A 24,045-nucleotide genomic window follows, 5' to 3' on the forward strand; every position below is an offset into this window, starting at 1 on the left:
GTTCACTTTCCGTTCACCGATCATGGTCCTACTGGACATTCACTACCCCTAGGTTTCTCCATGGGCAGCGCCGTGTTGCCTGGTGCAGGATTCAACCAGCGATCCGCGCCTCATGTCGCCGCCCGATCGTGGGCGAGACGATATTTCCGGAGGACTAGGTGAATTTCAAGCGCAATGGTGCCCTGCTCGGTGCAGTGGCCCTGGGTGCCATGACCTTGGCCGCGTGTGGCAGCGACAACAACGCCGCAACGAGCGGAGTCGACGTGTCGGCTTCCAACGCCACGTGCGAGGGCAAGGCCAACCTCTCTGCCGCTGGTTCCTCGGCGCAGAAGAACGCGATGGACCAGTTCGTGTCCACCTACATCTCCGTCTGCCAGGAAAAGGGCAAGACCGTCAACCTCGCGTACAACCCCAGCGGATCCGGTGACGGCCGTACGCAGTTCATCGCCGGCCAGATCGACTTCGCAGGTTCCGACTCGGCAATCAAGGCGGAGCAGGCCGAGCAGGCGAAGGCCCGCTGTGTCGGCGGCGAGGCCTGGAACCTTCCGCTCGTCTTCGGGCCCGTCGCCGTCGCCTACAACCTGGACGGTGTCGAGGACCTCGTGCTGAACGGCGAGGTGACGGCCAAGATCTTCAACGGCACCATCAAGAAGTGGAACGATCCGGCCATCGCCGCGCTCAACGAGGGCGCCACCCTGCCGGATCAGGACATCACCGCGATCATCCGCTCGGATTCTTCGGGCACCACCGACAACTTCCAGCAGTACCTCACCGCCGCCTCGAACGGCGCCTGGACCACCGGCGCCGGCTCCGACTTCACCGGTGGTATCGGTGAGGGCGCCAAGGGTTCGGCCGGTGTCGCGCAGGCAGTGGCCTCCGCCCCCGGCTCGATCACCTACGTCGAGAAGTCCTTCGCCGACCAGAACAAGCTGTCGGCCGCGCAGATCGACAACGGCTCCGGCCCCATCACGCTGTCCGACGAGTCCGCGGCGAAGGCGATCGAGGGTGCGCAGTTCAAGGGTGAGGGCACGGGCGACCTGACCCTCGACCTCGCTTCGATCTTCGGTACCCAGGAGTCCGGCGCATACCCGTTGGTGCTCGCCACCTACGAGATCGTGTGCTCCAAGGGATACGACGCCGACACCTCGGCTGCGATCAAGTCGTTCCTGACCAGTGCCGCGAACGAGGGTCAGGCCGACCTGGCCGAGCAGGGCTACGTGCCGCTGCCCGACACGTTCAAGGAGAAGCTGAACGCGTCGATCGCCGCCATCGGCTGATAGCACGCAGTTCGTTCGGACCGCTCATGTCTCTATATCCTGACGAGAAAGAATGCGAGCGCAGATGAGTGAAGCGCCCACCGAATCAGCACCTCGCACCTCCGGCTCCGCTTCAGGCGGGGCCGGGGTGGGCGGTCCGAACGGCACCCCGGAGGCCGAGTTGAGTTCTACCCAGGCCGAGACCCCGACCCCGACTTCGGCGGGAGGGACCCCCGGCAAGGCGGTCACCAGGCCCGGAGACCGGGTCTTCCGCTCGCTCGCGACCAGTTCGGCGATCTTTGTCTCCGTTCTCATCGCGGCGATCGGCATCTTCCTCGTGTGGCGCGCGGTTCCTGCTCTGAGCCGGAACGAAGTGAACTTCCTCACCAGCCGTGAGTGGGTCACCGTCGACATCAATGCGATGGCGTTCGGTGTGCTCGACCTCTTCCAGGTGACCCTGCTGGTGTCGGTGTTCGCGCTGGTGCTCGCAATGCCTGTTGCTCTCGGAATCGCGATCTTCCTCACTGCGTACTCACCGAGTTGGCTCAAGCGCCCGCTGGCATACGTCATCGACCTGCTCGCCGCAGTGCCGTCGATCGTGTACGGGTTGTGGGGTCTCCTCGTCTTCGCCCCGGCAATCAAGCCGTTCGCCATCTGGCTGAACGAAAATCTCGGCTGGTTTCCGCTGTTCGCGACCGGCAGCGGATCCATCCTCGGCGGCGGCACCATCTTCACCGCGGGCATCGTTCTCGGTGTGATGATCCTGCCGGTGATCACCGCGGTCACCCGGGAAGTGTTCGTCCAGACGCCCACCGCGCACATCGAGGCGGCGCTCGCGCTCGGTGCCACCCGGTGGGAGGTCGTCCGAACCACGGTCATCCCGTTCGGCAAGTCCGGTTACATCAGTGGTTCCATGCTCGGCCTCGGCCGCGCTCTCGGTGAGACCATGGCGCTGTATCTGATCTTGCGGACCACCTCGCAGTCGTTCTCCTGGTCGCTGTTCGACGGCGGCGCCACCATCGCCTCCAAGATCGCTCTCGGCTACGCGGAGTTCAACAACGACATCCAGGCCGGCGCCTACATCGCCGCCGGTCTCGTGCTCTTCGTGCTCACCTTCGTCGTGAACGCCGCTGCCCGCGCCGTGATCGCAGGAAAGAAGGACTGATCCCATGACCGCGACCCTCGACAAGCCGGTCAAGGCGCCCACATTCCGGGGTGTCGGTACCCGGCGCCGTATCACGGACGTCACCGCTACCGTGCTCGTCACGCTGGCGGTGCTCATAGCGTTGATTCCGCTGGTGTGGGTGCTGTTCACCGCGATCGCCAAGGGAATTCCCGCCCTGACCTCGGCTACCTGGTTCACCCACTCGCTCAGTGGCCTGACGTCCTCGGCGGCCGGCGGTGGCGTTTACCACGCGCTGATCGGCACGATCCTGCAAGGACTCGTCTGCGCGCTGCTGTCCATCCCGCTCGGCCTTTTCGTGGCGATCTACCTCGTCGAGTACGCCGACCGGCAGTCGCGGCTGGCCAAGCTCACCACCTTCATGGTCGACATCCTGAGCGGTGTCCCGTCGATCGTGGCGGCCCTGTTCATCTATGCACTGTGGATCGCGACCTTCGGCTTCCCGAAGTCGGGATTCGCGGTGTCGCTCGCGCTGGTGTTGCTGATGGTTCCCGTCGTCATCCGCAGTACCGAGGAAATGCTCCGCATCGTCCCCCAGGACCTGCGGGAAGCGTCCTACGCACTCGGTGTTCCCAAGTGGAAGACGATCGCCAGGATCGTGCTTCCCACTGCGCTTCCCGGCATCATCACGGGTGTCATGCTGGCCCTCGCCCGCGTGATGGGAGAAACGGCTCCGCTGCTGATCCTCGTCGGCTACGCACCGTTCATCAACTTCGATCTGTTCGGTGGTGAGATGGGGACGCTGCCCGGGGTCATGGTGTCCGAGATGAACAACCCCACCGATGCGGGCACAAACCGCATCTGGGGCGCGGCGCTGACGCTGATCCTGCTCATCGCCATCCTCAACGTTCTGGCCAAGGTCATCGGCCACTTCTCACAGGTTCGTAGCAAGTGACACATACACATACATCAGTAGGGAGCCGGTAATGGCCAAGCGTCTGGATCTCAAGGACGTCAACATCTACTACGGCAAGTTTCATGCCGTCGCCGATGTCGGGCTGTCGGTTCCCCCGCGGAACGTGACTGCCTTCATCGGACCGTCCGGCTGCGGCAAGTCGACCGTCCTGCGCACCCTCAACCGTATGCACGAGGTGACTCCCGGTGCGCGCGTTGAGGGTTCGATCCTCCTCGACGGTGAGGACATCTACGGTTCCGGCACCGACCCGGTCGGTGTCCGCAAGACCATCGGCATGGTGTTCCAGCGTCCCAACCCGTTCCCGACGATGTCCATCAAGGACAACGTGGTGGCCGGTCTCAAACTGCAGGGCGAGCGCAACAAGAAGCGGCTCGACGAGGTGGCGGAGCGCTCACTGCGCGGCGCAAACCTGTGGAACGAGGTGAAGGACCGTCTCGACAAGCCCGGCGGCGGCCTCTCCGGTGGCCAGCAACAGCGTCTGTGCATTGCCCGTGCCATCGCGGTATCGCCCGACGTGCTGTTGATGGACGAGCCCTGCTCCGCTCTCGACCCCATCTCGACGCTCGCGATCGAAGACCTCATCACCGAGTTGAAGAAGGACTTCACCATCGTCATCGTCACCCACAACATGCAGCAGGCAGCGCGGGTGAGTGACCAGACGGCGTTCTTCAACCTCGAGGCGACCGGCAAGCCGGGCCGTCTCGTGGAGATCGACGACACCGAGAAGATCTTCTCGAACCCGACGCAGAAGGCCACCGAGGATTACATCTCCGGCCGCTTCGGATAGAGCTCGACGACGAACGCCCCGACCGTAATTCGGTCGGGGCGTTCGTGTTGGAAAGGCTCTTACAGATCGGGGTAGGTGGTCAGGTTGTCGGCATCGGCCACAGGGCCGGTCTCGTCGGGCAGCTTGCCGGTGACCAGGAAGATGACGCGGCGGCCCACCTCGACGGCATGGTCGGCGAAACGCTCGTAGAAACGGCCCAGCAGCGTGACATCGACGGCCGCGGCTACGCCGTGCTTCCATTCACGATCCATCAGGACGGTGAACAGGTGGCGGTGCAGGTCGTCCATCGCCTCGTCCTCCTCGCGGAGGCGTGCGGCCCGCTCGGGGTCCCGGGTCTCGAGAACCTCACGGGCGGCTGCACCGATGGAGACGGCAATGCGCCCCATCTCGGCGAAGTATCCGTTGACCTCTTCGGGCAGAACGTGATTGGGATGTCGGCGGCGCGCGATCTTGGCGACATGGAGTGCGAGGGCTCCCATGCGGTCGATATCGGCGACGATCTGGATTCCGCTGACGACGGAGCGGAGGTCGCCGGCAACGGGTGCCTGAAGGGCGAGGAGGGCGAACGCACGCTCCTCGCAGATGGTGCTGAGATCGGTGATCTTGTCGTGCTCTCCGATCACCTGCTCGGCAAGGGAGAGGTCGGCCTGGAGCAGTGACTGGGTGGCCCGCTCCATGGCGGCCCCCGCAAGCCCCGCCATCTCACCGAGCAGGTCGGCAAGCTCGGTCATTTGTTCGTTGTAAGCCACGCGCATGAGGTCACAGCCTACGGTGCACGGGAGTCCAAGTCACGATCGCAGGGTGAACGCGGGGTGAACGACGTGCCTGATCAGCGCTCAATCACAGGACGCGTCGCCGGCATTGACCACCGCAAGATCGGCGGGGATCTCGACGTCCTCCGGCTGGCCGACACGCACCCCGGACATGTCCAGCGGGGTGTCGATCGCGCTCGGTGCCTGCACGGTCCCGGAGAAGTTCGACCCGACGGCAACCTCGGTCACCGTGCCCAACCCGGAGGTCGACTCGAGGATCGCGCCGGGGAAGGCCGACGCGAGGGTGGCGGCCTCGGCTTCGTGCCCGGGGGAGAACCGGACGACCGTCTCGGCACTGGTGGCGGTGTAGTTGCCGACGTTGTAGATCTGAAAACCCTGTGCGGCCAGCGCGTCCGCGGTGGTCGCGGCCAGCCCCGATTCGCCGGAAGCGTTCGAAACCTGCACCGACACGCTGGTCGGGTCTACCGCGAAAACGGAGAGTGGTGCGCTCGGCGTCGGAGTGGGGGCGGAGGCTGCAGCCTCGATTGGTTCGGCCCGCTTCTCCCCGGGAAGCGGAGCGTCGTCGATGATGGCGCGGAAGATGGCCTTGATGTCATCGGTGCGGGGAATCTCGTTTCCCCAGTCGGTCGTTCCTGCGGTTGGGACCGTCAGGAAGGTGACCGCGCCGGCGTCGACGTTCTGCAGCGAACGGCCGAGTGTGACCAGGGACTTGGTGTCGATGTTCTCCACGAACGTGTCTCGGGTGAAGGCGTTGATGAACCCGTTGAGCTTGCCGGGGTTGAGGAGTACCTGACTGGACAGAGCTCCTCGGAGAAGCGCAGACAGGAACCGCTGCTGACGATTGATGCGGCCGTAGTCACCGTTGCCCTCCGCCTCCACGTGGCGGGCACGTACGAAGTTCAGCGCTGTCTTTCCGTCGAGCACCTGGGTGCCGGCCTCGGGAAGCACGGTGCCGAGGACGAAATCCTCGAGCGGCTGTGTGGTGCAGATCTTGACGCCACCGATCTCGTTGACCATCGACTCGAAACCGGCGAAGTCCATGCCGACGAAGTGGCCGATCTTCAGGCCCGACATCTTCTGGATCACCTTCACCAGACACTTCGGCCCGCCCAGGGCGTAGGTGGCATTCAGCTTGTCGCCCTCGGCGGAGGGGAACGTTTCCTCGGTGTACGTCCCGGTGGCGTTGTCCCAGCCCTGGCAGACCGGGCGCTCGACGTCGAGGTCGCGGGGAAAGGAGACCGCCACGACGCGGCTGCGATCAGCAGGAATGTTGACGAGCATCACGGTGTCGGCGCGCGAACCCTCGGCGTCCTCGACCGTTCCGGCGCCGATCGTGCCGCTGGCACCGGCTCGCGTGTCGGTGCCGACGATGAGATAGGTCTCGTCACCGGTCTGCCCACCTGCGTCGACGATATCCGTCGACTCGGTGTCGAGGGCGGCGATCTGGTCGAACTTGCCTTCGGTGGAACGCAGGTAGCCCCACACGATTCCTGTTCCGGCGAGCGCGATCACCGCCACCAACGCGACGAACGCTCGTCCCACCGCCCGCAGGCGGCGGCGTCGACGGCTCTTGCTCAACGCCAGACGAGTCAATCCCGGATTACCGACGACCTGAGGAGTCGCGGTGGTTTCGGCGTCCGCATACCAGCCGGTCTCTGCGTCGTCGGTGGCGAGTTGTGAGGGCGGAGGTGTGAACGTCGGCTCCGGTGGGGCGACGGCACCGGGTGGGGGATGTCGCTCGTCGACGGGGGCGATCGTCTCGGTCTTGTCCGGATCATCCGGTCGCTGTGGTTCGTCTCCGGCGACCTTCTTGACGAGGTCTGCAACGGAGAGGCCTTCGGTGGGTCCGCCGGCCGCGCGCCGGCCGATGCGCCCGCTGTCCTGGCGGATGGCGTCCGTGCGCTCGATCGGGGGACGACGGTCCGACGGAGCCGGACGTTCGGGAGGCCGCTGTTCCGGAGATGGCTGGCGTGGAGGCAGCCGACGTTGTCGTCCCGACTGCGCTTCCCGATAGCGTTGATCGGCGAGAGGGCGTTCCCAGGGGGCGCGCGATTCGGGCGCCGGGGCGTCCGAACTGTGATCATCACCCACCGATACAACCTGCCCTTTCCGCCGACCCGGACCTCCGTCGGGGCCGACGGATTCCAGTCATAGTACTTATCGAACGTCGGCGCTCCACTCGGGAAGCGATGCGACTCGCCCCCTGCTCCTAACCGCCCGAGTGCATCATGTCCGCTCCAGCCGGAACCAGGCAGTCCTCGGGATCGTCGAGCCAGCCCTCGGGGAGGGCCACGGTTCCCGGCGAGCCCTGGCGTCCCCGGGGTCCCTCGGCGTCCTTGGGGAAGGGGATCGACGGATCGAGCTGGGCGAGGAGCCCGTCGAGTTCGGTGAGGGTGCTGACGAGGGCCATGGCCACGCGCAGATCGGAGCCGGCCGGGAATCCGCGCAGATACCAGGAGACGTGTTTGCGCAGTTCCCGGAGGCCTTTGTCTTCGCCGTGGTGAGCGGCGAGGAGTTCGGCGTGCCTCCGGATGATGGTCGCGACCTCACCGAGGGTGGGCGGCGTCGGCAGTGGTAGTCCGTTCAATGCGGCGCTCAGCTCGGCGAACAGCCACGGCCTGCCGAGGCATCCGCGGCCGACGACGACGCCGTCGCACCCGGTCTGGTCCATCATGCGGGCCGCGTCCCCGGCGTCGAAGATGTCACCGTTTCCGAGCACCGGAACGTCCGTGACGTGTTCCTTGAGCCGCGCGATCTCGTTCCAGTCGGCCGTACCCGAGTACCGCTGGGACGCGGTGCGCGCGTGCAAGGCGACAGCGGCGGCGCCCTCGGCCGCGGCGATGCGGCCGGCGTCGAGATGCGTGTGGTGTTCTGCGTCGATGCCGACACGGAATTTCACCGTCACCGGGATGTCGGTGCCCTCGGTGGCCTTGACGGCGGCGGCGACGATCCGGCCGAACAGGTTGCGCTTGTACGGCAAGGCCGCGCCGCCACCTTTGCGTGTCACCTTGGGTACCGGGCAGCCGAAGTTCATGTCGATGTGGTCGGCCATGTTCTCGTCCACGATCATCTTGGCCGCCGCGTATGTCGTGTCGGGATCGACCGTGTACAGCTGCAGCGACCTCGGCGTCTCCGTCGGCCCGAACGTGGTCATGTGGAGAGTTGCGGGTTGCCGTTCGACGAGTGCCCGGGCGGTCACCATCTCGCAGACGTAGAGGCCGGACGTGCTCCCCGCCCGCTCCGTCTCGAGTTCCCGGCACAGCGTGCGAAATGCGACATTGGTGATGCCTGCCATGGGAGCGAGCACCACCGGGCTGCGCAGCTCGAGCGAACCGATACGAAGGGTAGACATTGACGACCTCTGGGAAAGTACTGACAAAAAGCGTGCCCGGCACCGAATCCGGTACCGGGCACAGGATAGCTGTTTCGGCTACGAAGCCTTCTGCTCACGCTTCTTGGCCTCGCGAGCAAGCATGCGGTCGCGCTGCTCCTCGAACTTGGTGGCCTGGCCCTCGAGGTTCTCGAGGAAGGCGCCGAGCGACTCGCGGATTTCTTCGCCACGGGCCGTGAAGTCGGACCGCTCGAAGATGTTCCACTTGCGCAGGACCGGCATGACGACCTCTTCGAGGTGCTGCCGGAGATCGTAGATGCCGTGCTTGGCCATGAGCACGCCGTTGCGGCGGAAGTTCGGCATTCCCGCGCCCGGCATCTGGAAGTTCTGGACGATCATGTTGATGGCCTCGAGTGCCTGGTCGGGCGCGAGATCGAGGGCTGCACCGCACATGTTGCGGTAGAAGATCATGTGCAGGTTCTCGTCGGCCGCGATGCGCTGCAGCATCTTGTCGGCGACGGGGTCTTTGCAGGCTTTACCGGTGTTGCGGTGGCTCACCCGGGTGGCCAGCTCCTGGAAGGTGACATATGCCACCGAGTGGAGGAAGCCGGCATCGACGTCGGCGGGGGAGGCGAAGCCGTTCGTCATGTGCTCCATGCGGAAGCGCTCGAGCTGGACGGGGTCGACGGCGCGGGTCACGACAAGGTAGTCACGCATCACGATGCCGTGACGGTTCTCCTCGGCGGTCCAGCGGCCGACCCACGTGCCCCACGCGCCGTCCTGGGAGAAGTTTTCGGCGATCTCACGGTGATACGAGGGAAGGTTGTCCTCGGTGAGCAGGTTGGTGATCATGGCGGCCTTGGCGACCTCGTCGAGCTGTGACTGCTCCGGATCCCAGTCGATTCCGCCCATCGCAGCGAAGTTGCGGCCTTCGTCCCACGGAACGTAGTCGTGTGGATGCCATTCCTTGGCCATGGAGATGTGGCGGTTGACGTTCTCTTCTGCGACCGGCAGCAGCTCCTGCAGCAGCTCGAGTTGGGTCAGATCCCTCGCCATGTGTTTAGCCTCCATATAGCTCACTGTGACTGTCGTTCAGCCTACGGCACCGTAAGTACGTCGGTAAACGCCTTCGGTGCGCCGGAGACCGTGGAAGTTACCGATCCGTAATCGAATCTCCGGGGTCTGTCGCCGCGACACGGCCGACCGTTACACACAGTGTACTGGGAGACGCCGATGGGCAGTGACCTGCGCGGTTATGCGGGAAAGATCATCACGTCGGCTGGCCGGGCACTGTGGGCGGTCACAGATTGCGGCGTTTGCCGAGGTCGTCGTTACGTGCCCGAGTCCTGGGCCTTGCAGTCGCTGACCGTTTCGTGTCCGATTTCTTCGGTGTGTCGTACCGTGATGTGAATCCCGACACGCCGTGGAGCTTCTCCACGAATAACAGGCTTCTTCACGACGGCAGTGCACGTGGTTGCGCTGGACCCCGGCACGGCCAACAATCGGGTCATGGCAACTGTGCCGACGCAGGGGGACGAACGATGACGGCCGACATCAACGGTTCGACCACACCAGCGAAGCCGGGCTTGCCCGCCTGGGCGAAGAAGGCTATTGCTGTCGCTGCGGTCCTGGTAGTCCTGGTCATCGCCTATTTCATTCTGGCGGCCTACCTTCCGCGGGCGTGGGCGCAGAACGTCGGTGGGCTGGCCGACGGCAGCTTCGGTGCCGGAATTCTCTGGGGCTTGTTGTTCGGCCTCCTGTGCACTCTCATTCCACTCCTGCTGTTCCGCGGAGCCTGGCGATTGTTCCGCCGGCGCCGATTCAGACCGATGCAGGTAATCATGCTGATTGTCGCCGTGATCGTCGCGCTGCCCAATCTCCTGACACTCAGCGTGGTGCTCGGCGGGAACAGTGCGGCGCATGCGGGCGAACGCATCATGGATGTGGACGCGCCCGGGTTCCGGGGGGCGTCTCTGGCGGGCGCGATCATCGGCGTCGTCGCCTTCCTCGGCGTCATCGGGCTCACCTACACCTATCGCAAGCGCGGCGAGGATCTCGCCGAGCTCCGTGATGCCGATTCGAAGGGCCCGGCGACGGGACCCGGTGAGGCGCCGTCCGCACGCTGAGGGTTGCCGATCACCACACCAGTACCGGTTTGACGACGCTGCCGGAGGTCTGATCGGCCACGGCGCGATTGATGTCTGTGAACGGGTATCGGGTGACGAGCCGGTCGACCGGGAACTTCCCTTCCGCGTGCAGGGCGAGGAGCCGCGGAATGAAGGTCTGCACCGACGAGTCACCTTCGATGCACCCTCGCAGAGTTTTGCCCTTGCGCATCACGTCCTGGATGTTCACTGTGACGTCGGGTGCGCCTAGTGCCACCACGACGGCCGTGCCCCTTTCCCGCAGTGACGAGACGGCCTGGCCGATCACCGCCGGAATTCCCGTCGTATCGAGCGTATGGGTGGCGCCGCCGCCGGTCAGTGCCCGAATCTCGGCGACGACGTCCTGGGTGGCCGGATCGAGGGCCACGGCACCGAAATCCTCCGCGAGGGCGCGTCGTGCAGGAACGGTGTCTACCGCGCACAGCGTCGCAACCCCCGCTCGCGCGGGCAGCGAGAAGGGCTGCGGATCCGACGCTTCCGGCGCCGAAGACCACCACGGTCGAATCGTCATTCGGAGCAAGCACATTCAGAACTGCACCCGCTCCCGTCTGGAAACCGCATCCGAAGGGCGCCGCAAGGGTGAGATCCACGGACTTGTCCACCACGACCACGTTGTCCGCCGTCGCCACCACGTACTCGGCGAAGCTGGACTGGCCGAAGAAGGTGGCCCGCACGTCTCCACCGTTCTGGGTGATCGTCGTCGATCCGTCCGGTCGGCGTCCCGAACTGTTGAGCTGTTGGGCGCGTTCGCAATAGGCGGGATGCCCGCCGCGGCACTGCCGGCAGGCGCCGCAGTGCCGATAGCTGAGCACCACGTGGTCACCCGGTGAAATGTCCTTCACCAGTGCGCCCACCTCCTCGACGACTCCGGCGCCTTCGTGCCCGAAGACGGCCGGCCCCATCGCGGCGGGAAGCGTCGACTTGGCGATGAGGTCGGTGTGGCACAGCCCGGTGGCAACGATGCGCACGACCACCTCGTCGGGACGCGCACGATCGAGCTCGACCGTTTCGAGCGAGAAAGACGACCGAGGGTCACGGGAAAGTGCGGCCTTCATCTGCATGGGAGCGTCCTCGGTGTCGAGGGGGCGATTCGTCGATTCGTCACCGGGTCAGTCTCTTTCGAGAACGAAGTAGTAATGCCTGCCACCATCGAGGACGAGTGCGGACTTGCCGTTCATGATGCCCATCAAGGTGGTGTCGTCGACCCGTTTGAAGTGATCGAAGATGGGCGCGCCGTCGTAGACCATGGTCGCGGTCACCTCACCCCGGAACTCGATGTTCCACAGGCTTGCCTCCCCGTTTCCGCTCGCGATGTCGGAGAAGAGGTTTCCGTCCGCGTCGCGGCAGATCAGGGGTTTCGCGTCGTCGAGCGAATTGAACGTCTTTCCGTGCCAACGGCTCGCGGCGAGTTTCTCGTGGAGGCGATGTCCGGTGGCGAAGTCGTCACCTTTCCACTGCCCGAGGATCTCTTCGGCGCGGACCGGGTCGAGCGCTGCCCACACTGCGTCGAGGTTGTCGGGGGATACGCCGCTCTCGAGCCGGCGGAGTGTGCTGAAGGTGCTGCGTGCCTCATCGATGTCCATGGACAGTCCTCCGGAGAGAGCGCTGGATGCTGCGCTCGGAATGATGTTCGCGAACCATCTGGTTCGCCGAAACGGAACCCTACGCCGAACCAAACGGTTCGGCAACGGTCAACTTAGGATGATCCGTATGCGTTCAGCCGGTGAAGCCACGAGGGAACGGATTCTCGCTGCGGCGAAGGAGGAGTTCGCTCGCTACGGAGTGGCCGGGGCCCGGATCAATCGCATCGCGGCGGCAGCCCGGGCGAGCAAGGATCGGTTGTACGCCTACTTCGACAGCAAGGAAGCGCTCTTCGACGCGGTCTCGCACCAGTGGATTGTCGAAACGACCGGAGAGACCGCGCTGCGCGGAGACGACCTGCCCGGGTACGTCGGCCGACTGTTCGACAACTATCTGGCTCATCCCGAGAACGCGAGACTGCAGGAATGGGCCGATCTGGAGATGGGCGAGCTGGACGACGAGAACGACATGCGGATCCGCGCATTGCGGCCCAAGATCGCCGAGATTCGTCGCGGCCAGGAGGCGGGGTTCATCGACCCGTCGTGGAACCCCGCTGAGTTGCTGCTGGTGATCACCGACATCGCGCGCACGCTCGCGACGACACGTCTCGCGTTTCACGGCGGAAGATCGGGCCAGCGCGGCGCTTGCGAACGAAGACAGACAGCTGTCGAGGCCGTGCGGCGACTGATCGCGGTGCCGGGCTCCGAGCCCTGAACGGGCCGCTGACCCCTTACCCGGCGAAGGCGCCGAGTAAGGGGAGTGGTGGTGCCCCCAGTAGGGCTCGAACCTACGACCTGCGGATTAAAAGTCCGTAGCTCTACCAACTGAGCTATAGGGGCGCGGAGCCAGAGTCTAGTGCGCGGACGGCCGGGGTGAGAACTGGACCCCCCGACACGCCGTCACCTGTCTCGAACCGACGGGTGGGCTCGGGTGCGCACCCCCTGCAGCGCACCCGAGCCGACCCAAATTATACCACTCGGTGTGTTTTTGGCAGAGGTCTGTTTACTGCCCCATAAAAATCCTGGGGTCGGCTCAGGCGGTACTTTTCATGGCGGACAGACTGTTGTGTCGGTTTTTTCGAAACGGGCATACTGTTATGTGAGACTTCGCGTCCTGGACGTCGGAGCCCGGAACAGCCGGAGAGGGATCTACCGCCATGGCACGTCAACAGGAGCGTGCGCGACGTACTCGCGCTGCACTGGTGGAGTCGGCCGCGATCGAATTCGCCAAGCGCGGTTACGCCGCTGCGTCGGTGAACACGATTCTCGAGGGCTCGAACGCCACCAAGGGGGCGATGTACTTCCACTTCCAATCCAAGGAAGAACTCGCCCGAGCTGTTCTGCAGGCTGGGGTCGAGCAGTTCACCGCCCTGACGGAACGCTGGACGCGTCGCAACGACCTGGACCCCTTCGAGGCGCTGCACTGCCTCGTCGTCGATCTGGCCGAGCTGTTCCGCACCAATGTGATCGTGCAGGCCGAATTCCGGCTCATCATCGAGCCCGAGTTCTACGCGGACGTGCAATCCGGTGGTTCGCAGGTGTGGGGCGCCACCGCTCGCCAGTTCGCCCTGCGCGCGCAGAAAGAAGGGCTGCTGCGGGAGGGTGTCGACACGGAGAAGTTCACCCGGGTGCTGGCGGCCTCGTTGGCCGGTCAGAGGTACATGGCGGATCTGACGGAACTGAGGGGCGACCTGGCCGACCTCTTCGAGGAATCGCTCGAGGTGGTCCTTGCTGCGATGGCATCCGAGCAATGGCACGAGAAGTTTGCCAGGCAGGGATGGCCCGAATGTCGGTCAGAACTGCCCGAATTATAGTTTGACCTGGCGATTTGGGATTTTCTCGATCTGTGTCCTAAGCTATCCAAGCTCCCAACGGAACGCCGTTGAGGTACTGGTTCGGAGAAATCCGACGGGCCCCCTTCGTCTAGCGGCCTAGGACGCCGCCCTTTCAAGGCGGTAGCGCGGGTTCGAATCCCGTAGGGGGTACGTTTGACCGGTGTCGAGCATGCGGTATGGTTCGGCAGCAGTAAAAGTAGGACAGCAGTAAAAGTGACATGCAGTATCGCTTCACTTGTGAAGCGCAGCAGGACAAGCAAGGCCCTGTGGCGCAGTTGGTTAGCGCGCCGCCCTGTCACGGCGGAGGTCGCGGGTTCGAGTCCCGTCAGGGTCGCAGATGCGTATCCGATACCCGGTATCGGATACGCAATGCGATAGGCATTCGGTTCGGGTGCCGTCCGGCCAGGTAGCTCAGTTGGTACGAGCGTCCGCCTGAAAAGCGGAAGGTCGCCGGTTCGATCCCGGCCCTGGCCACCAAGCACACTCCGTTGTCGGATCATCGACAGCGGAGTTTTTTCATTCCGGCGCCGCACGACGACGCTACTTTCGACGATCTTCGGTAGGACCGGTGGCTCTGTACGCCGCGGCGAGGAAGTGTTCCGTGCTGTCCGGGTTGCCGGGCAACCGCCACCGGGGAGGCCCTGGCGACTCGCTAGGCTGACCCCATGAGCACTGCTGAAGAGCCGTTGACCGCGGGCCGCGACGGGCTGTTGTCGTTGCTGCGTCACGGACAACTCCCCTCACGGGCAGCGAAGGCACCGCAACGGGAGCGTTATCAGCGCATCGTCGCGGCGGCCATGGAACTCGCGTCCGAGGGTGGCTACGACGCCGTGCAGATGCGGGCGATCGCAGATCGGGCCGGGGTCGCCCTCGGCACGGTATATCGGTATTTTCCCTCGAAGAATCACATGCTCGTCATGGGACTCCTCATGGTGTTCGAGGGAATGCGCGCCCGCTTCGAGGACGTCGTGATTCCCGGCGACACGCCGTCCGAACGGATTCTGTTCGTTCTCCGCAAGAACACGGAAGTGCTGGAGAAGGACCGACCGCGGTACGAGGCGCTGGTTCGGGCGTTCATGTTCGCCGACGCGTCGGCATCGGCTGAACTCGATGCCTTCGGCGCGCTGATGACGGAGATGTTCGCCAAAACCATCGGTGTCGAGAAGATCTCGGACGACCAGTTGAACGCGATACGCGTGATCGGTGACGTCTGGATGTCGAGCCTGGTGTCGTGGGTGGCCGGCCGCATCTCGGTGGACGAGGTCATGTCGCACCTCACTCTTGCTGTCCGCCTCGTGTTCCGGCGACTGGGCGGCTGAAGGTCGGACTACTCCCGACAACGACTGTCGCTGACGGATGTGCACGTCGGCGACGCCCTGCAGGCACCGCTGCAGACGCGCGAAGCTCGGGCATTGAACCGGTAGTCATGAGCGGCGCTGCCGCCGTACTGTTCTGGAACCTCCAAGCCTAGGTGGCCGTTGGCGTCGGCCTCGAGCCAGATCTCGCGTCGATGTAGCGCTGCTCGATGAACTTCTCCTCGTTGGGCACCAGATGACAGTTGACGAACTCGCGTACCAAATCCCGGAACGACCTGCTCGGCCCGGGCGACCGGCGATGTAGACAGCCTCGCAGCGTCCGCGCTCGCAGCGCGACTTCGAATGCACAGGAGCCTTGGCGGTGATGGCTGACTGTACGAGACCGCCGTCCCTTCCGTCGTAGCCATTCACCGCTGCGGTAGAGAACGACAACTATTGCGTCAAAATTGTGAGCATTGCACTTGAACTTGACGCCAGATTCGACTATACAAAAAGCGACGCGAGTCACAATGCACGGCGAAGGAGAGGGAGCCTCGTGAAGGTTGCACGGAAGGTCGCCATCGTGACCGGCGGTGGAAACGGGATCGGCGGAGCGATCGCCGAACGTCTCGCCGAACAGGGTGCGCGGGTACTCGTGGCCGATCTCGACCCGAAAGCAGCCACCGCGGTTGCGGACCGCATCAATGAACGGCACTCCGGATCGGCTCTCGCGGAAGGTGCGGATATAGCAGATTCCGAGCAGATTCGGCGCGTCATCGAGCGGGCAGAGACCGAATTGGGTCCGGTCGACCTCTACTTCGCCAACGCCGGCATCGGGGGAGCGCCGGGCCTCGACGCCGACGACGCCAGCTGGGATCGAGCCTTCGACGTCAACGTCCGCGCCCACATCCGCGCCGCCCAGCAGTTGGTGCCCGGATGGGTCGAGCGCGGTGAGGGCTACTTCGTTACGACGGCGTCTGCGGCGGGCTTGCTTACCCAGATCGGCTCCGCCACCTACTCGGTCACCAAGCATGCGGCTGTCGCGTTCGCCGAATGGCTGTCGGTGACGTACGGAGACCGAGGAGTCCGGGTGAGCTGCCTGTGCCCGATGGGCGTGGAGACGAAGTTGATGCGCTCGGGTGAGGGCTCGGGGGATCCGCTCGGCGTTGCGGCCACCCGGGCCGTGATCTCTGCGGGGGACGTGCTGCAGCCGGCGGAGGTCGCCGACATTGTGCTGGACGCCGTCGACCGCGAAAAGTTCCTGATTTTGCCCCACGAGAGCGTCCTCACCATGTACCGGCAGAAGAGTTCCGACTACGACCGCTGGCTGCGCGGGATGCGCCGCTACCAGAGCTCGCTGCTGGAACACGCATGACGGGTGCGCAACAGGATTTCGTGCTCGCCGAGCGCCGCGGACCTGTGCTGGTTCTGACGTTCAACCGGCCGTCGAAACTCAACGCCTGGACGAACGAACTCGAGGACCGCTATTTCGACCTGCTCGACGCCGCCGAAGACGACCCGCACGTGCGTGCTGTCGTCGTGACGGGTGCCGGCCGCGGGTTCTGTGCCGGTGCCGACCTGACGGACCTGCAGGCGGTGGGTGATGTCACCGAGCTGCTGGATCGTCGGCCGCGTGACGTGCCGCTGCAGCTCCGCAAGCCGCTCATCGGTGCGGTCAACGGCGTCGCGGCAGGGCTCGGCATGGTCGAGGCGCTCTATTGCGATGTCCGGTTCGCTTCACCGGCTGCGCGTTTCACCACCGCCTTCGCTCAGCGTGGGCTGATCGCCGAATACGGCATCTCGTGGATGCTGCCACGGTTGGTCGGACGAAGCCGCGCCGCGGATCTGCTGCTGTCGAGTCGGATGGTCGACGCAGAGGAAGCGTTGCGTATCGGACTGATCGATCACCTGATCGTCGACGGAAACGTGCTCGCCGCGGCGGTGGCGTACGCCCAGCAGCTGGCCACGCAGTGCTCACCGACCTCGATGGCCGTGATCAAACAACAACTACAGACCGATGCGGACGGCACCTACGCCGACTCCGTGTCCCGCGCGGAAGGTCTGATGTTCGACGCCTTCCGAGGTGAAGACCTCGTCGAGGGCGTGCAGAGCCACCTCGACAAGCGCACACCCACCTTTCCCTCCCTACCTACGAGGAGTTCCCGTGTCCCTGTTCGACATCTCTGACCGCGCGAAGAAGTACCAGGCCGATCTGCTGGAGTTCATGGACTCCCACGTGTATCCCGCGGAGGCGGTGTACGAAGAGCAGATGCGCGAATCGGGTGATCCGCACTTCCAGCCACCGATCCTCGAAGAGCTGAAGGTTGAAGCCCGTAGCCGCGGGTTGTGGAACCTCTTCCACCCACACCCCGACTCCGGACCCGGGTTGACGAATCTCGAGTACGCGCCGTTGGCGGAGATCATGGGCCGCAGCCACATCGCCTCGGAGGCGTGCAACTGCAACGCCCCGGACACCGGGAACATGGAGGTGCTCGAGCTCTTCGGTACCGAGGAGCACAAGGAGAAGTATCTGAAGCCGCTTCTCGACGGGACGATGGCGTCCGCGTTCGCGATGACGGAGCCGGCGGTGGCGAGTTCCGATGCTACCAATGTCGAGCTGTCGATGGTCCGCGACGGCGACGAGTATGTGCTCAACGGTCGGAAGTGGTTCGCGTCCAATGCGTTGCATCGCAACTGCAAGGTAATGATCGTGATGGGGAAGACCGATCCGTCGGCGGCGCCGCATCGTCAGCAGTCGATGATGGTGGTTCCGATCGATGCGCCCGGTGTCACGGTGATGCGGGGTCTGCCGGTGTTCGGATATCAGGACCGCGAGGGGCACGCGGAAATCGACTTTGCCGACGTGCGGGTTCCGGCCAAGGATGTGCTGAAAGGTGAGGGCGAGGGTTTCGCGATCTCTCAGGCCCGGTTGGGCCCGGGACGCATTCACCACTGCATGCGGGCGATCGGGATGGCCGAGCGGGCGCTCGAGCTGATGTGCCGGCGGGCGTCGTCGCGGGTGACGTTCGGGAAACCGGTCAGCGAGAACGCCAATATCCAGGACTGGATCGCCGAGGCCCGGATCGAGATCGAGATGATTCGGTTGCTCACGCTGAAGGCGGCCTACCTGATGGACACCGTCGGGAACAAGGAGGCGCGCATTGAAATCGCGGCGATCAAGGTGGCGGCCCCGAATATTGCGCTGAAGATCGTAGATCGGGCTATCCAGGTGCACGGCGGCGCCGGGGTGACCGACGACTTCCCGCTTGCCATGGCCTGGGCGCACTTGCGCACGCTGCGCCTGGCGGACGGTCCCGACGAGGTGCACAAGCGGTCCATCGCCAAGCAGGAACTGCGCCGGTACCGGGATGGCGCGCCCGCGCCCTCGACCAACGGCCACAAGGTTGCGGTGAGCTGAGATGACCGGACTCGACCTCACCGGGCGCACCGCCATCGTCACCGGCGCGTCCCGCGGAATCGGCCTCGCGGTGGCTGAGGCCATCGCGGCCGCCGGCGGCAACGTGGTGCTCACCTCCCGGTCCCAGGACTCGGCGGACGCCGCCGCAGCACAGGTCGGAGGAACCGCGATCGGCGTCGCTGCCCATGCCGTCGACGAGGACGCGGCCCGGCGGTGTATCGATCTGACGCTCGAGCGATTCGGCAGCGTGGACATCCTGGTCAACAACGCGGGCACCAACCCCGCGTTCGGGCCGGTGATCGATCAGGACCATGCCCGCTTCGCGAAAACCTTCGACGTGAATCTGTGGGCGCCCGTGCTGTGGACGGGGCTGGCCACGAAGGCATGGATGGGTGAGCACGGCGGCGCCGTCGTCAACACCGCCTCCGTCGGCGGGATGGCGTTCGAGGCGAACATCGGCGTGTACAACGCGTCGAAGGCGGCGCTCATTCACCTCACGAAACAACTGGCACTGGAACTTTCACCGAAGGTGCGGGTCAATGCCGTCGCTCCCGGTGTGGTGCGGACCAAGCTCGCCGAAGCGTTGTGGAAGGAACACGAGCAGACGGTGTCCGCGTCCACAGCCCTCGGACGCATCGGTGAACCCGAAGACGTCGCCTCGGCGGTCGCGTTCCTCGTCTCCGACGCCGCCAGCTGGATCACCGGCGAAACTCTGGTCATCGACGGCGGGCAGGTGCTCGGTGACGTTCTTCCCTTCCGGCAGGGGGTCCAGCTCGGTGTCTAGCGTGGGTATCGTCGGAATCGACACCGTCGCCGTGGCCCGATGGTTGCACACCATCGGCGTCGATTACACGGGCACACTGACTTTCGACCGGATCGGTCTCGGTCAGTCGAACCTCACCTACCTTGTTCGCGACAGCGTCGGTGGGCGGTGGGTGCTGCGGCGCCCACCGCTGGGGCACCTTCTCGCGTCGGCACACGACGTGGCCCGTGAGGCCCGAATACTCTCCGCACTGCAGGACACCGCGGTGCCGACCCCGCGGGTGTTCGGCTTCACCGAAGACCCGGCGGTCACCGACGTGCCGCTGCTGCTGATGGAGTTCGTCGAGGGGCAGGTGGTCGACCGGATGTCGGTGGCGCAGGCGCTGACACCCGAGCGACGGCGGGCGATCGGCCTGTCCCTACCCCGCACGCTCGCAAAGATTCATGCGGTCGACCTCGAGCAGACCGGGCTGATCGATCTGGCCAGCCACAAGCCGTATGCGCAGCGTCAACTCAAACGGTGGGCGGGGCAGTGGGAGCAGTCGAAGACCCGCGAGTTGCCCGCCCTCGACGATCTGACGCGTCGGCTCGTCGAGTCGGTGCCCGAACAACACGAGCTGACATTGGTGCACGGGGATTTTCATCTCCGCAACGTCATCACGTCCACTGACACCGGCGAAGTCACCGCGGCACTTGACTGGGAATTGTGCACCCTGGGCGATCCACTCGCCGATCTCGGCAGTCTGCTCGCCTACTGGCCGGAGCCCGGCGAGACGTTCGGTGGTGAATTCCCGGCTTCGACCCTCGACGGCTTTCCCGACCGAGCCGAGATCGCCCAGGTGTATTTCGACGAGACGGGGCGCGACCCGGAGGCGCTCGGATTCTGGCATGTTCTGGGTCTGTGGAAGGTCGCGGTCATCGCCGAGGGTGTCATGCGCCGGGCGCGAGATGAACCGCAGAACAAAGCAGCAGCAGGAACGCCGACGGTGGAGCGTATCGACGCGCTCGTGGAAAAGGCGTGCGACATCGCCTCCCGAGCCGAAATCTGACTCGGGTTCTGGGCTGGCGAGTGATGATTACCAAGACCACACAGTTGGTCAGCGGCGTTCTCGGACACGCGCGGTTTCACCTGTAGCAGAACATATTTCCGCTTCACCTCAACAGGTTTGAGGCAACACTCGGATGCTAGCCGTCGAGGTTGAGCGGGAGACCGCCGAATGGAGTCGGTCCACTGTTCAACACGGACAGACTCCATTCGTCAATCGATTAATTCCCCCGAACGACATCGAGGCCGCGGATACGAATGGGAATTCCACGTCGAAAACGCGCCGGCGGAGACCTGGAGTGGCTGGCGCGCGCTCTGGCCTGGCTGGCGCGGCGCCAGCTCGACCAGTGCCAGACATGTACGAGGGCGTGTTCGACCGGACAGGAGACGCGGCCCCAAACAATCGCCGTATCTCGTTGATTGTCAGAGGTATTAGATCTCGGGTACCGGCTGGAACTCCCCTCTTTGAGCGCCGCGGCGCAGGATGGTCAGGAAGGCGGCCGCGGCCATCGACAGGGTGATGTGCCGGTACCAGGCCGGGCACCCGCGCACCTGGTAGTGGTCGGTCGAGTCCGGTCTCGTTCTTGGTGGTTTGAAAACACTCCTCGATCGCCCAGCGACTTCCGGCCACCCGGCCAAGCTCGACGGGTTCGGTGTCGGCGGGCAACTCGAGGCAACAACAACCTGCTGATCATCGGCGGCGCACTGGTCGGCTCCTCCGTTGCCTACCTGTCCTACATCATGTGCAAGGGGGATGAACCGCTCCTTCATTTCGGTTATCACCGGCGGGTTCGACATTGCGGCTGGACCGGTCGACGACACCGACTACGGCGAGCACCGCGAGATCCAGGCGGACGCCACCGCCGGGCTGCTCTCCGGCGCAGGTCTCGCCAGCTTCGGTGACAGCCGTTCTCGAATCCTGCAGTCCAGCAGCACGTGTCAAGAAGGCTCGTCGAGGGGTTGCCGGTCGGCACACCCGACCATTCGAAGGGCAAGTTCGACGTAGCGAGCCGCGATAATGCGTGGGTCGGAGTAGGCGCGGGAGGGGAACCACCTGCTGACATCGACACCGAGGGACGTGATTGCCAGCGCGGCGGCCTCGATGTCGAATGGGTGAAAGTCGCCTGCCGTTGCGCCGGCTTCGATGATCCGCTTGAACACCTTCGTGGTGGACCGGCGGATGTCCGCAATGATTGCAAAGTGCACAGGCGAGAGCGAACGTAGTTCGTACTGCGCGACCCGGGCGCTCGCGCGGTTGTCGGCGTGCCAGATCACGTAGGCCGTCACGGTCGACGTCAGCCGGTCGGGCGCCGCGACGTCGGGACTATCAGCGGCGGTGATGGCCGCCAGTACCGAATGGTGGCCCTCGAGGCTGATGGCGTAGAGAAGGGATTCCTTGGTTTTGTAGTGCGGGTATACGGCTCCTGGGCTCATGTCGAGGCTGGCGGCGATCTCCCGGGTAGTGGCGGCGCCGTACCCCTTGGCGGCGAACACCTCGATGGCCGCGGCGCGTATCCGCGCAGCGGCTTTCGAGGTCCCCAGTTCGCTGATCGCTCCGGTTAGTGGTGCGTCCGTCACACTGTTGCCTCTCGGTTGGCAGGGGTTGACAGGTCTCCTGCGACACCTCAGTATATGCAGACGCATAGTAAATATGCGGTTGCATATTTTTGGCTGCATAGCTTTCCCATCACCGTCGCCAGACGACCCGCACCCAGGAGTTCCGCATGCCCGAGGCTGTCATCGTTTCCATCGCCCGTTCTCCGATCGGTCGTGCCATGAAGGGGTCGCTCAAGGGCATGCGCCCGGACGACCTGGCCGCGCAGATGGTGCAGGCGGCCCTGGAGAAGGTGCCCGCCCTCGATCCCACCGACATCAACGACCTGATTCTGGGGTGCGGGCTGCCCGGCGGCGAGCAGGGCTTCAACATGGGCCGCAACGTCGCCGTCCAGTTGGGCTACGACTTCATTCCCGGCACCACCATCACCCGCTACTGTTCCTCGTCGCTGCAGACCACCCGCATGGCATTGCACGCGATCAAGGCCGGTGAGGGTGATGTGTTCATCTCCGCCGGTGTGGAGACGGTGTCCCGGTTCATCAAGGGCAGCTCCGACTCGCTGCCCGACACCCAGAACCCGCTCTACGCCGACGCCCAGGCCCGCACCGAGAAGCTCGCCCAGGGCGGCCAGCAGTGGGTCGACCCCCGCGAGGAAGGGCTCGTCCCGGACACCTACATCGCGATGGGCCAGACCGCCGAGAACGTCGCCCAGATCACCGGCATCACCCGCGAGGAGCAGGACCGGTGGGCGGTGCGCTCGCAGAACCGCGCCGAGGAGGCCATCAACAGCGGCTTCTTCGAGCGGGAGATCACCCCGGTCACGTTGCCCGACGGCACCGTCGTGTCGAAGGACGACGGCCCCCGCGCCGGCACCACCTACGAGGCCGTGTCGCAGCTCAAGCCGGTGTTCCGGCCGGACGGCACCGTGACCGCCGGTAACGCGTGCCCGCTCAACGACGGCGCCGCCGCCCTGGTGATCATGTCCGACACCAAGGCCAAGGAGCTGGGGTTGACCCCGCTCGCCCGGATCGTGTCGACCGGGGTGTCCGGTTTGTCGCCGGAAATCATGGGGTTGGGTCCGATCGAGGCCACCAAGCGGGCCCTGGCCATCGCCGGGATGGGTATCTCCGATATCGACCTGTTCGAGATCAACGAGGCGTTCGCGGTGCAGGTCCTCGGGTCGGCGCGGGAACTCGGCATCGACGAGGACAAGCTGAACGTCTCCGGCGGTGCGATCGCTCTCGGTCACCCGTTCGGCATGACCGGTGCCCGGATCACCGCGACTCTGCTCAACAACCTGACCACCCAGGACAAGCAGTTCGGCGTCGAAACCATGTGCGTCGGCGGCGGTATGGGCATGGCCATGGTCCTCGAACGCCTCAGCTGAGTAGAAAGACAGGAAACACGATGGGCAACATCACGTACGACTTCACCGGCAAATCGGTCATCGTCACCGGCGCCGCCCGCGGCATCGGGCAGGCCCTGGCCCGCCACTTCGCCGAGGCAAAGGCGACAGTGTTCATGGTGGACTTCGACAAGGACGAACTCGACAAGGCCGCGCGCGAAATCGGAGCCATCGGCATCCCCGCCGACGTCAGCGACACCGGTGACGTCGAGAACGTTGTCTCTACCGTGATCGCCGAGACCGGGCGGGTGGACATTCTGATCAACAATGCCGGGATCCTGCGCGACAAGGTGCTGTGGAAGCTGACCGACGAGGACTGGGACCAGGTCCTCGATGTCCACGCGGGCGGCACGTTTCGGTTCACCCGCGCCTGTGTTCCGCATTTCCGGAGCCAGGAATTCGGGCGGGTCGTCAACATCACCTCCTACACCGGGCTGCACGGTAACCGCGGGCAGGCCAACTACGCCACCGCCAAGGCCGGGATCATCGGGTTCACCAAGACCGCCGCGAAAGAGCTCGCTGCTTTCGGGGTCACAGTAAATGCGATCTCCCCGAATGCTGCGACCCGGATGACCGCCTCCATTCCGAAGGAGAAGATCGCCGAGGTCACCGGTCCGATCTCGCGGTTCGCTGATCCCGCCGAGATGGCCGACGCCATCTGCTTCCTCGCGTCGGAGGAAGCCGGCTACGTCACCGGCGTCGTCCTTCCGGTCGACGGCGGCATCTCCATCTGAGCGAG

Annotated in this window: 22 protein-coding genes, 4 tRNA genes and 3 pseudogenes; 19 read left to right on the forward strand and 10 right to left on the reverse strand. The window is 64.9% G+C overall.

All coding sequences use genetic code 11. From position 1 onward, the window contains the following. Positions 1-158 precede the first annotated feature (158 nt). The 4 genes from pstS (at position 159) to pstB (ending at position 4,142) form a co-directional block, all read left to right on the forward strand. On the forward strand, positions 159-1,277 hold the full coding sequence (gene pstS, locus CBI38_RS06065; RefSeq protein WP_109327249.1) for a phosphate ABC transporter substrate-binding protein PstS: 1,119 nt from the start codon (positions 159-161) through the stop codon (positions 1,275-1,277). A gap of 64 nt (positions 1,278-1,341) precedes the next feature. Then, the gene (pstC, locus tag CBI38_RS06070) at positions 1,342-2,421 is read left to right on the forward strand and encodes a phosphate ABC transporter permease subunit PstC (RefSeq protein WP_109334886.1); all 1,080 of its coding nucleotides are present in this window, start codon (positions 1,342-1,344) and stop codon (positions 2,419-2,421) included. A gap of 4 nt (positions 2,422-2,425) precedes the next feature. Further along, a complete protein-coding gene (gene pstA, locus CBI38_RS06075) occupies positions 2,426-3,334 on the forward strand; it encodes a phosphate ABC transporter permease PstA (RefSeq protein ID WP_109327250.1) in 909 nt (302 codons plus the stop codon). A gap of 31 nt (positions 3,335-3,365) precedes the next feature. Beyond that, a complete protein-coding gene (gene pstB / locus CBI38_RS06080) occupies positions 3,366-4,142 on the forward strand; it encodes a phosphate ABC transporter ATP-binding protein PstB (RefSeq protein WP_109327254.1) in 777 nt (258 codons plus the stop codon). A gap of 59 nt (positions 4,143-4,201) precedes the next feature. Here the strand turns inward: pstB and phoU are convergent, their stop codons facing one another. From phoU to CBI38_RS06100, 4 genes are all read right to left on the reverse strand, one after another. Next, on the reverse strand, positions 4,202-4,897 hold the full coding sequence (phoU, locus tag CBI38_RS06085) for a phosphate signaling complex protein PhoU (protein WP_109327259.1): 696 nt from the start codon (positions 4,895-4,897) through the stop codon (positions 4,202-4,204). A gap of 81 nt (positions 4,898-4,978) precedes the next feature. Further along, entirely contained in the window at positions 4,979-7,006 is a 2,028-nt protein-coding gene (locus tag CBI38_RS06090; RefSeq protein WP_109327261.1) for an LCP family protein, read from the reverse strand. Between the two features lie 118 nt (positions 7,007-7,124). Then, the gene (gene dusB, locus CBI38_RS06095) at positions 7,125-8,267 is read right to left on the reverse strand and encodes a tRNA dihydrouridine synthase DusB (protein WP_109327263.1); all 1,143 of its coding nucleotides are present in this window, start codon (positions 8,265-8,267) and stop codon (positions 7,125-7,127) included. 78 nt (positions 8,268-8,345) lie between these two features. Then, positions 8,346-9,302 (reverse strand): acyl-ACP desaturase, encoded by a 957-nt coding sequence (locus CBI38_RS06100; RefSeq protein WP_109327265.1) that lies wholly within the window; start codon positions 9,300-9,302, stop codon positions 8,346-8,348. Positions 9,303-9,787: 485 nt separating this feature from the next. On the opposite strand from CBI38_RS06100, the gene CBI38_RS06105 reads away from it, so the two are divergent. Next, positions 9,788-10,372, forward strand: a complete 585-nt coding sequence (locus tag CBI38_RS06105) for a hypothetical protein (RefSeq protein ID WP_109327267.1) — start codon at positions 9,788-9,790, stop codon at positions 10,370-10,372. Positions 10,373-10,382: 10 nt separating this feature from the next. On the opposite strand, the pseudogene CBI38_RS06110 reads toward CBI38_RS06105, so the two are convergent. Then, positions 10,383-11,472: pseudogene (locus CBI38_RS06110) on the reverse strand (NAD(P)-dependent alcohol dehydrogenase). Between the two features lie 48 nt (positions 11,473-11,520). Then, positions 11,521-11,994, reverse strand: coding sequence for a DUF4334 domain-containing protein (locus tag CBI38_RS06115; RefSeq protein ID WP_109327269.1), 474 nt, complete (start codon positions 11,992-11,994; stop codon positions 11,521-11,523). A 127-nt stretch (positions 11,995-12,121) separates the two neighbouring features. Here CBI38_RS06115 and CBI38_RS06120 point away from each other — a divergent pair, with 127 nt between their 5' ends. Next, a complete protein-coding gene (locus CBI38_RS06120) occupies positions 12,122-12,706 on the forward strand; it encodes a TetR family transcriptional regulator (RefSeq protein ID WP_109334887.1) in 585 nt (194 codons plus the stop codon). A 49-nt stretch (positions 12,707-12,755) separates the two neighbouring features. On the opposite strand, the gene CBI38_RS06125 is transcribed toward CBI38_RS06120, so the two are convergent. After that, positions 12,756-12,831 (reverse strand) — tRNA-Lys (locus tag CBI38_RS06125). A 317-nt stretch (positions 12,832-13,148) separates the two neighbouring features. Here CBI38_RS06125 and CBI38_RS06130 point away from each other — a divergent pair. The 5 genes from CBI38_RS06130 (at position 13,149) to CBI38_RS06150 (ending at position 15,145) form a co-directional block, all read left to right on the forward strand. Further along, a complete protein-coding gene (locus CBI38_RS06130; RefSeq protein ID WP_109327271.1) occupies positions 13,149-13,805 on the forward strand; it encodes a TetR/AcrR family transcriptional regulator in 657 nt (218 codons plus the stop codon). 98 nt (positions 13,806-13,903) lie between these two features. Next, a tRNA-Glu gene (locus CBI38_RS06135) sits at positions 13,904-13,976 on the forward strand. Between the two features lie 110 nt (positions 13,977-14,086). Continuing rightward, positions 14,087-14,160, forward strand: a tRNA-Asp gene (locus CBI38_RS06140). Between the two features lie 66 nt (positions 14,161-14,226). Continuing rightward, positions 14,227-14,303, forward strand: a tRNA-Phe gene (locus tag CBI38_RS06145). 188 nt (positions 14,304-14,491) lie between these two features. Then, positions 14,492-15,145 carry a TetR family transcriptional regulator gene (locus tag CBI38_RS06150; protein WP_159919768.1) on the forward strand — a complete coding sequence of 218 codons (654 nt, stop codon included), beginning with the start codon at positions 14,492-14,494 and terminating at the stop codon, positions 15,143-15,145. An 8-nt stretch (positions 15,146-15,153) separates the two neighbouring features. On the opposite strand, the gene CBI38_RS40530 is transcribed toward CBI38_RS06150, so the two are convergent. Further along, positions 15,154-15,549: an acyl-CoA dehydrogenase family protein gene (locus CBI38_RS40530; protein ID WP_418328317.1), complete on the reverse strand. Its 396-nt coding sequence runs from the start codon at positions 15,547-15,549 to the stop codon at positions 15,154-15,156. Between the two features lie 128 nt (positions 15,550-15,677). Here CBI38_RS40530 and CBI38_RS06160 point away from each other — a divergent pair, with 128 nt between their 5' ends. The 5 genes from CBI38_RS06160 to CBI38_RS06180 are packed head-to-tail and all read left to right on the forward strand — an operon-like array spanning position 15,678 to position 20,350. Next, the gene (locus CBI38_RS06160; protein ID WP_109327273.1) at positions 15,678-16,496 is read left to right on the forward strand and encodes an SDR family oxidoreductase; all 819 of its coding nucleotides are present in this window, start codon (positions 15,678-15,680) and stop codon (positions 16,494-16,496) included. Beyond that, complete coding sequence (locus CBI38_RS06165) at positions 16,493-17,308, forward strand: enoyl-CoA hydratase-related protein (protein WP_109327275.1); 816 nt, start codon at positions 16,493-16,495, stop codon at positions 17,306-17,308. Before CBI38_RS06160 ends, CBI38_RS06165 begins: the two co-directional genes overlap by 4 nt. Next, positions 17,286-18,539 (forward strand): acyl-CoA dehydrogenase family protein, encoded by a 1,254-nt coding sequence (locus tag CBI38_RS06170; protein ID WP_109327277.1) that lies wholly within the window; start codon positions 17,286-17,288, stop codon positions 18,537-18,539. Before CBI38_RS06165 ends, CBI38_RS06170 begins: the two co-directional genes overlap by 23 nt. A gap of 1 nt (position 18,540) precedes the next feature. Then, on the forward strand, positions 18,541-19,323 hold the full coding sequence (locus tag CBI38_RS06175) for an SDR family oxidoreductase (RefSeq protein WP_109327279.1): 783 nt from the start codon (positions 18,541-18,543) through the stop codon (positions 19,321-19,323). Next, entirely contained in the window at positions 19,316-20,350 is a 1,035-nt protein-coding gene (locus tag CBI38_RS06180; RefSeq protein WP_109327281.1) for a phosphotransferase family protein, read from the forward strand. The genes CBI38_RS06175 and CBI38_RS06180 overlap by 8 nt, the downstream gene beginning before the upstream one ends. Positions 20,351-20,778: 428 nt before the next feature. Here CBI38_RS06180 and CBI38_RS06185 read toward each other — a convergent pair. Beyond that, a pseudogene (locus CBI38_RS06185) lies at positions 20,779-21,010 on the reverse strand (IS701 family transposase); the annotation flags it as partial. 14 nt (positions 21,011-21,024) lie between these two features. Here CBI38_RS06185 and CBI38_RS06190 point away from each other — a divergent pair. Beyond that, positions 21,025-21,229, forward strand: a pseudogene (locus CBI38_RS06190) (NAD(P)(+) transhydrogenase (Re/Si-specific) subunit beta); the annotation flags it as partial. 56 nt (positions 21,230-21,285) lie between these two features. On the opposite strand, the gene CBI38_RS06195 reads toward CBI38_RS06190, so the two are convergent. Further along, complete coding sequence (locus tag CBI38_RS06195) at positions 21,286-21,924, reverse strand: TetR/AcrR family transcriptional regulator (RefSeq protein WP_109327283.1); 639 nt, start codon at positions 21,922-21,924, stop codon at positions 21,286-21,288. A gap of 146 nt (positions 21,925-22,070) precedes the next feature. Here CBI38_RS06195 and CBI38_RS06200 point away from each other — a divergent pair, with 146 nt between their 5' ends. Beyond that, positions 22,071-23,288 (forward strand): acetyl-CoA C-acetyltransferase, encoded by a 1,218-nt coding sequence (locus CBI38_RS06200; protein ID WP_109327285.1) that lies wholly within the window; start codon positions 22,071-22,073, stop codon positions 23,286-23,288. 20 nt (positions 23,289-23,308) lie between these two features. Continuing rightward, positions 23,309-24,040 carry an SDR family NAD(P)-dependent oxidoreductase gene (locus tag CBI38_RS06205; RefSeq protein ID WP_109327287.1) on the forward strand — a complete coding sequence of 244 codons (732 nt, stop codon included), beginning with the start codon at positions 23,309-23,311 and terminating at the stop codon, positions 24,038-24,040. The last annotated feature ends 5 nt before the right edge of the window (positions 24,041-24,045 follow it).

It is taken from the genome of Rhodococcus oxybenzonivorans (genome assembly GCF_003130705.1).
Lineage (GTDB): Bacteria > Actinomycetota > Actinomycetes > Mycobacteriales > Mycobacteriaceae > Rhodococcus_F > Rhodococcus_F oxybenzonivorans.

Excerpts from the sequence above, each read along its gene's own strand:
- pstC (WP_109334886.1), top strand. The coding sequence starts at position 1,342 with ATGAGTGAAGCGCCCACCGAATCAGCACCTCGCACCTCCGGCTCCGCT.
- pstA (WP_109327250.1), top strand. The coding sequence starts at position 2,426 with ATGACCGCGACCCTCGACAAGCCGGTCAAGGCGCCCACATTCCGGGGT.
- pstB (WP_109327254.1), top strand. The coding sequence starts at position 3,366 with ATGGCCAAGCGTCTGGATCTCAAGGACGTCAACATCTACTACGGCAAG.
- phoU (WP_109327259.1), bottom strand. The coding sequence starts at position 4,897 with ATGCGCGTGGCTTACAACGAACAAATGACCGAGCTTGCCGACCTGCTC.
- dusB (WP_109327263.1), bottom strand. The coding sequence starts at position 8,267 with ATGTCTACCCTTCGTATCGGTTCGCTCGAGCTGCGCAGCCCGGTGGTG.
- CBI38_RS06100 (WP_109327265.1), bottom strand. The coding sequence starts at position 9,302 with ATGGCGAGGGATCTGACCCAACTCGAGCTGCTGCAGGAGCTGCTGCCG.
- CBI38_RS06105 (WP_109327267.1), top strand. The coding sequence starts at position 9,788 with ATGACGGCCGACATCAACGGTTCGACCACACCAGCGAAGCCGGGCTTG.
- CBI38_RS06115 (WP_109327269.1), bottom strand. The coding sequence starts at position 11,994 with ATGGACATCGATGAGGCACGCAGCACCTTCAGCACACTCCGCCGGCTC.
- CBI38_RS06120 (WP_109334887.1), top strand. The coding sequence starts at position 12,122 with ATGCGTTCAGCCGGTGAAGCCACGAGGGAACGGATTCTCGCTGCGGCG.
- CBI38_RS06130 (WP_109327271.1), top strand. The coding sequence starts at position 13,149 with ATGGCACGTCAACAGGAGCGTGCGCGACGTACTCGCGCTGCACTGGTG.
- CBI38_RS06150 (WP_159919768.1), top strand. The coding sequence starts at position 14,492 with ATGAGCACTGCTGAAGAGCCGTTGACCGCGGGCCGCGACGGGCTGTTG.
- CBI38_RS40530 (WP_418328317.1), bottom strand. The coding sequence starts at position 15,549 with ATGGCTACGACGGAAGGGACGGCGGTCTCGTACAGTCAGCCATCACCG.
- CBI38_RS06165 (WP_109327275.1), top strand. The coding sequence starts at position 16,493 with ATGACGGGTGCGCAACAGGATTTCGTGCTCGCCGAGCGCCGCGGACCT.
- CBI38_RS06175 (WP_109327279.1), top strand. The coding sequence starts at position 18,541 with ATGACCGGACTCGACCTCACCGGGCGCACCGCCATCGTCACCGGCGCG.
- CBI38_RS06200 (WP_109327285.1), top strand. The coding sequence starts at position 22,071 with ATGCCCGAGGCTGTCATCGTTTCCATCGCCCGTTCTCCGATCGGTCGT.
- CBI38_RS06205 (WP_109327287.1), top strand. The coding sequence starts at position 23,309 with ATGGGCAACATCACGTACGACTTCACCGGCAAATCGGTCATCGTCACC.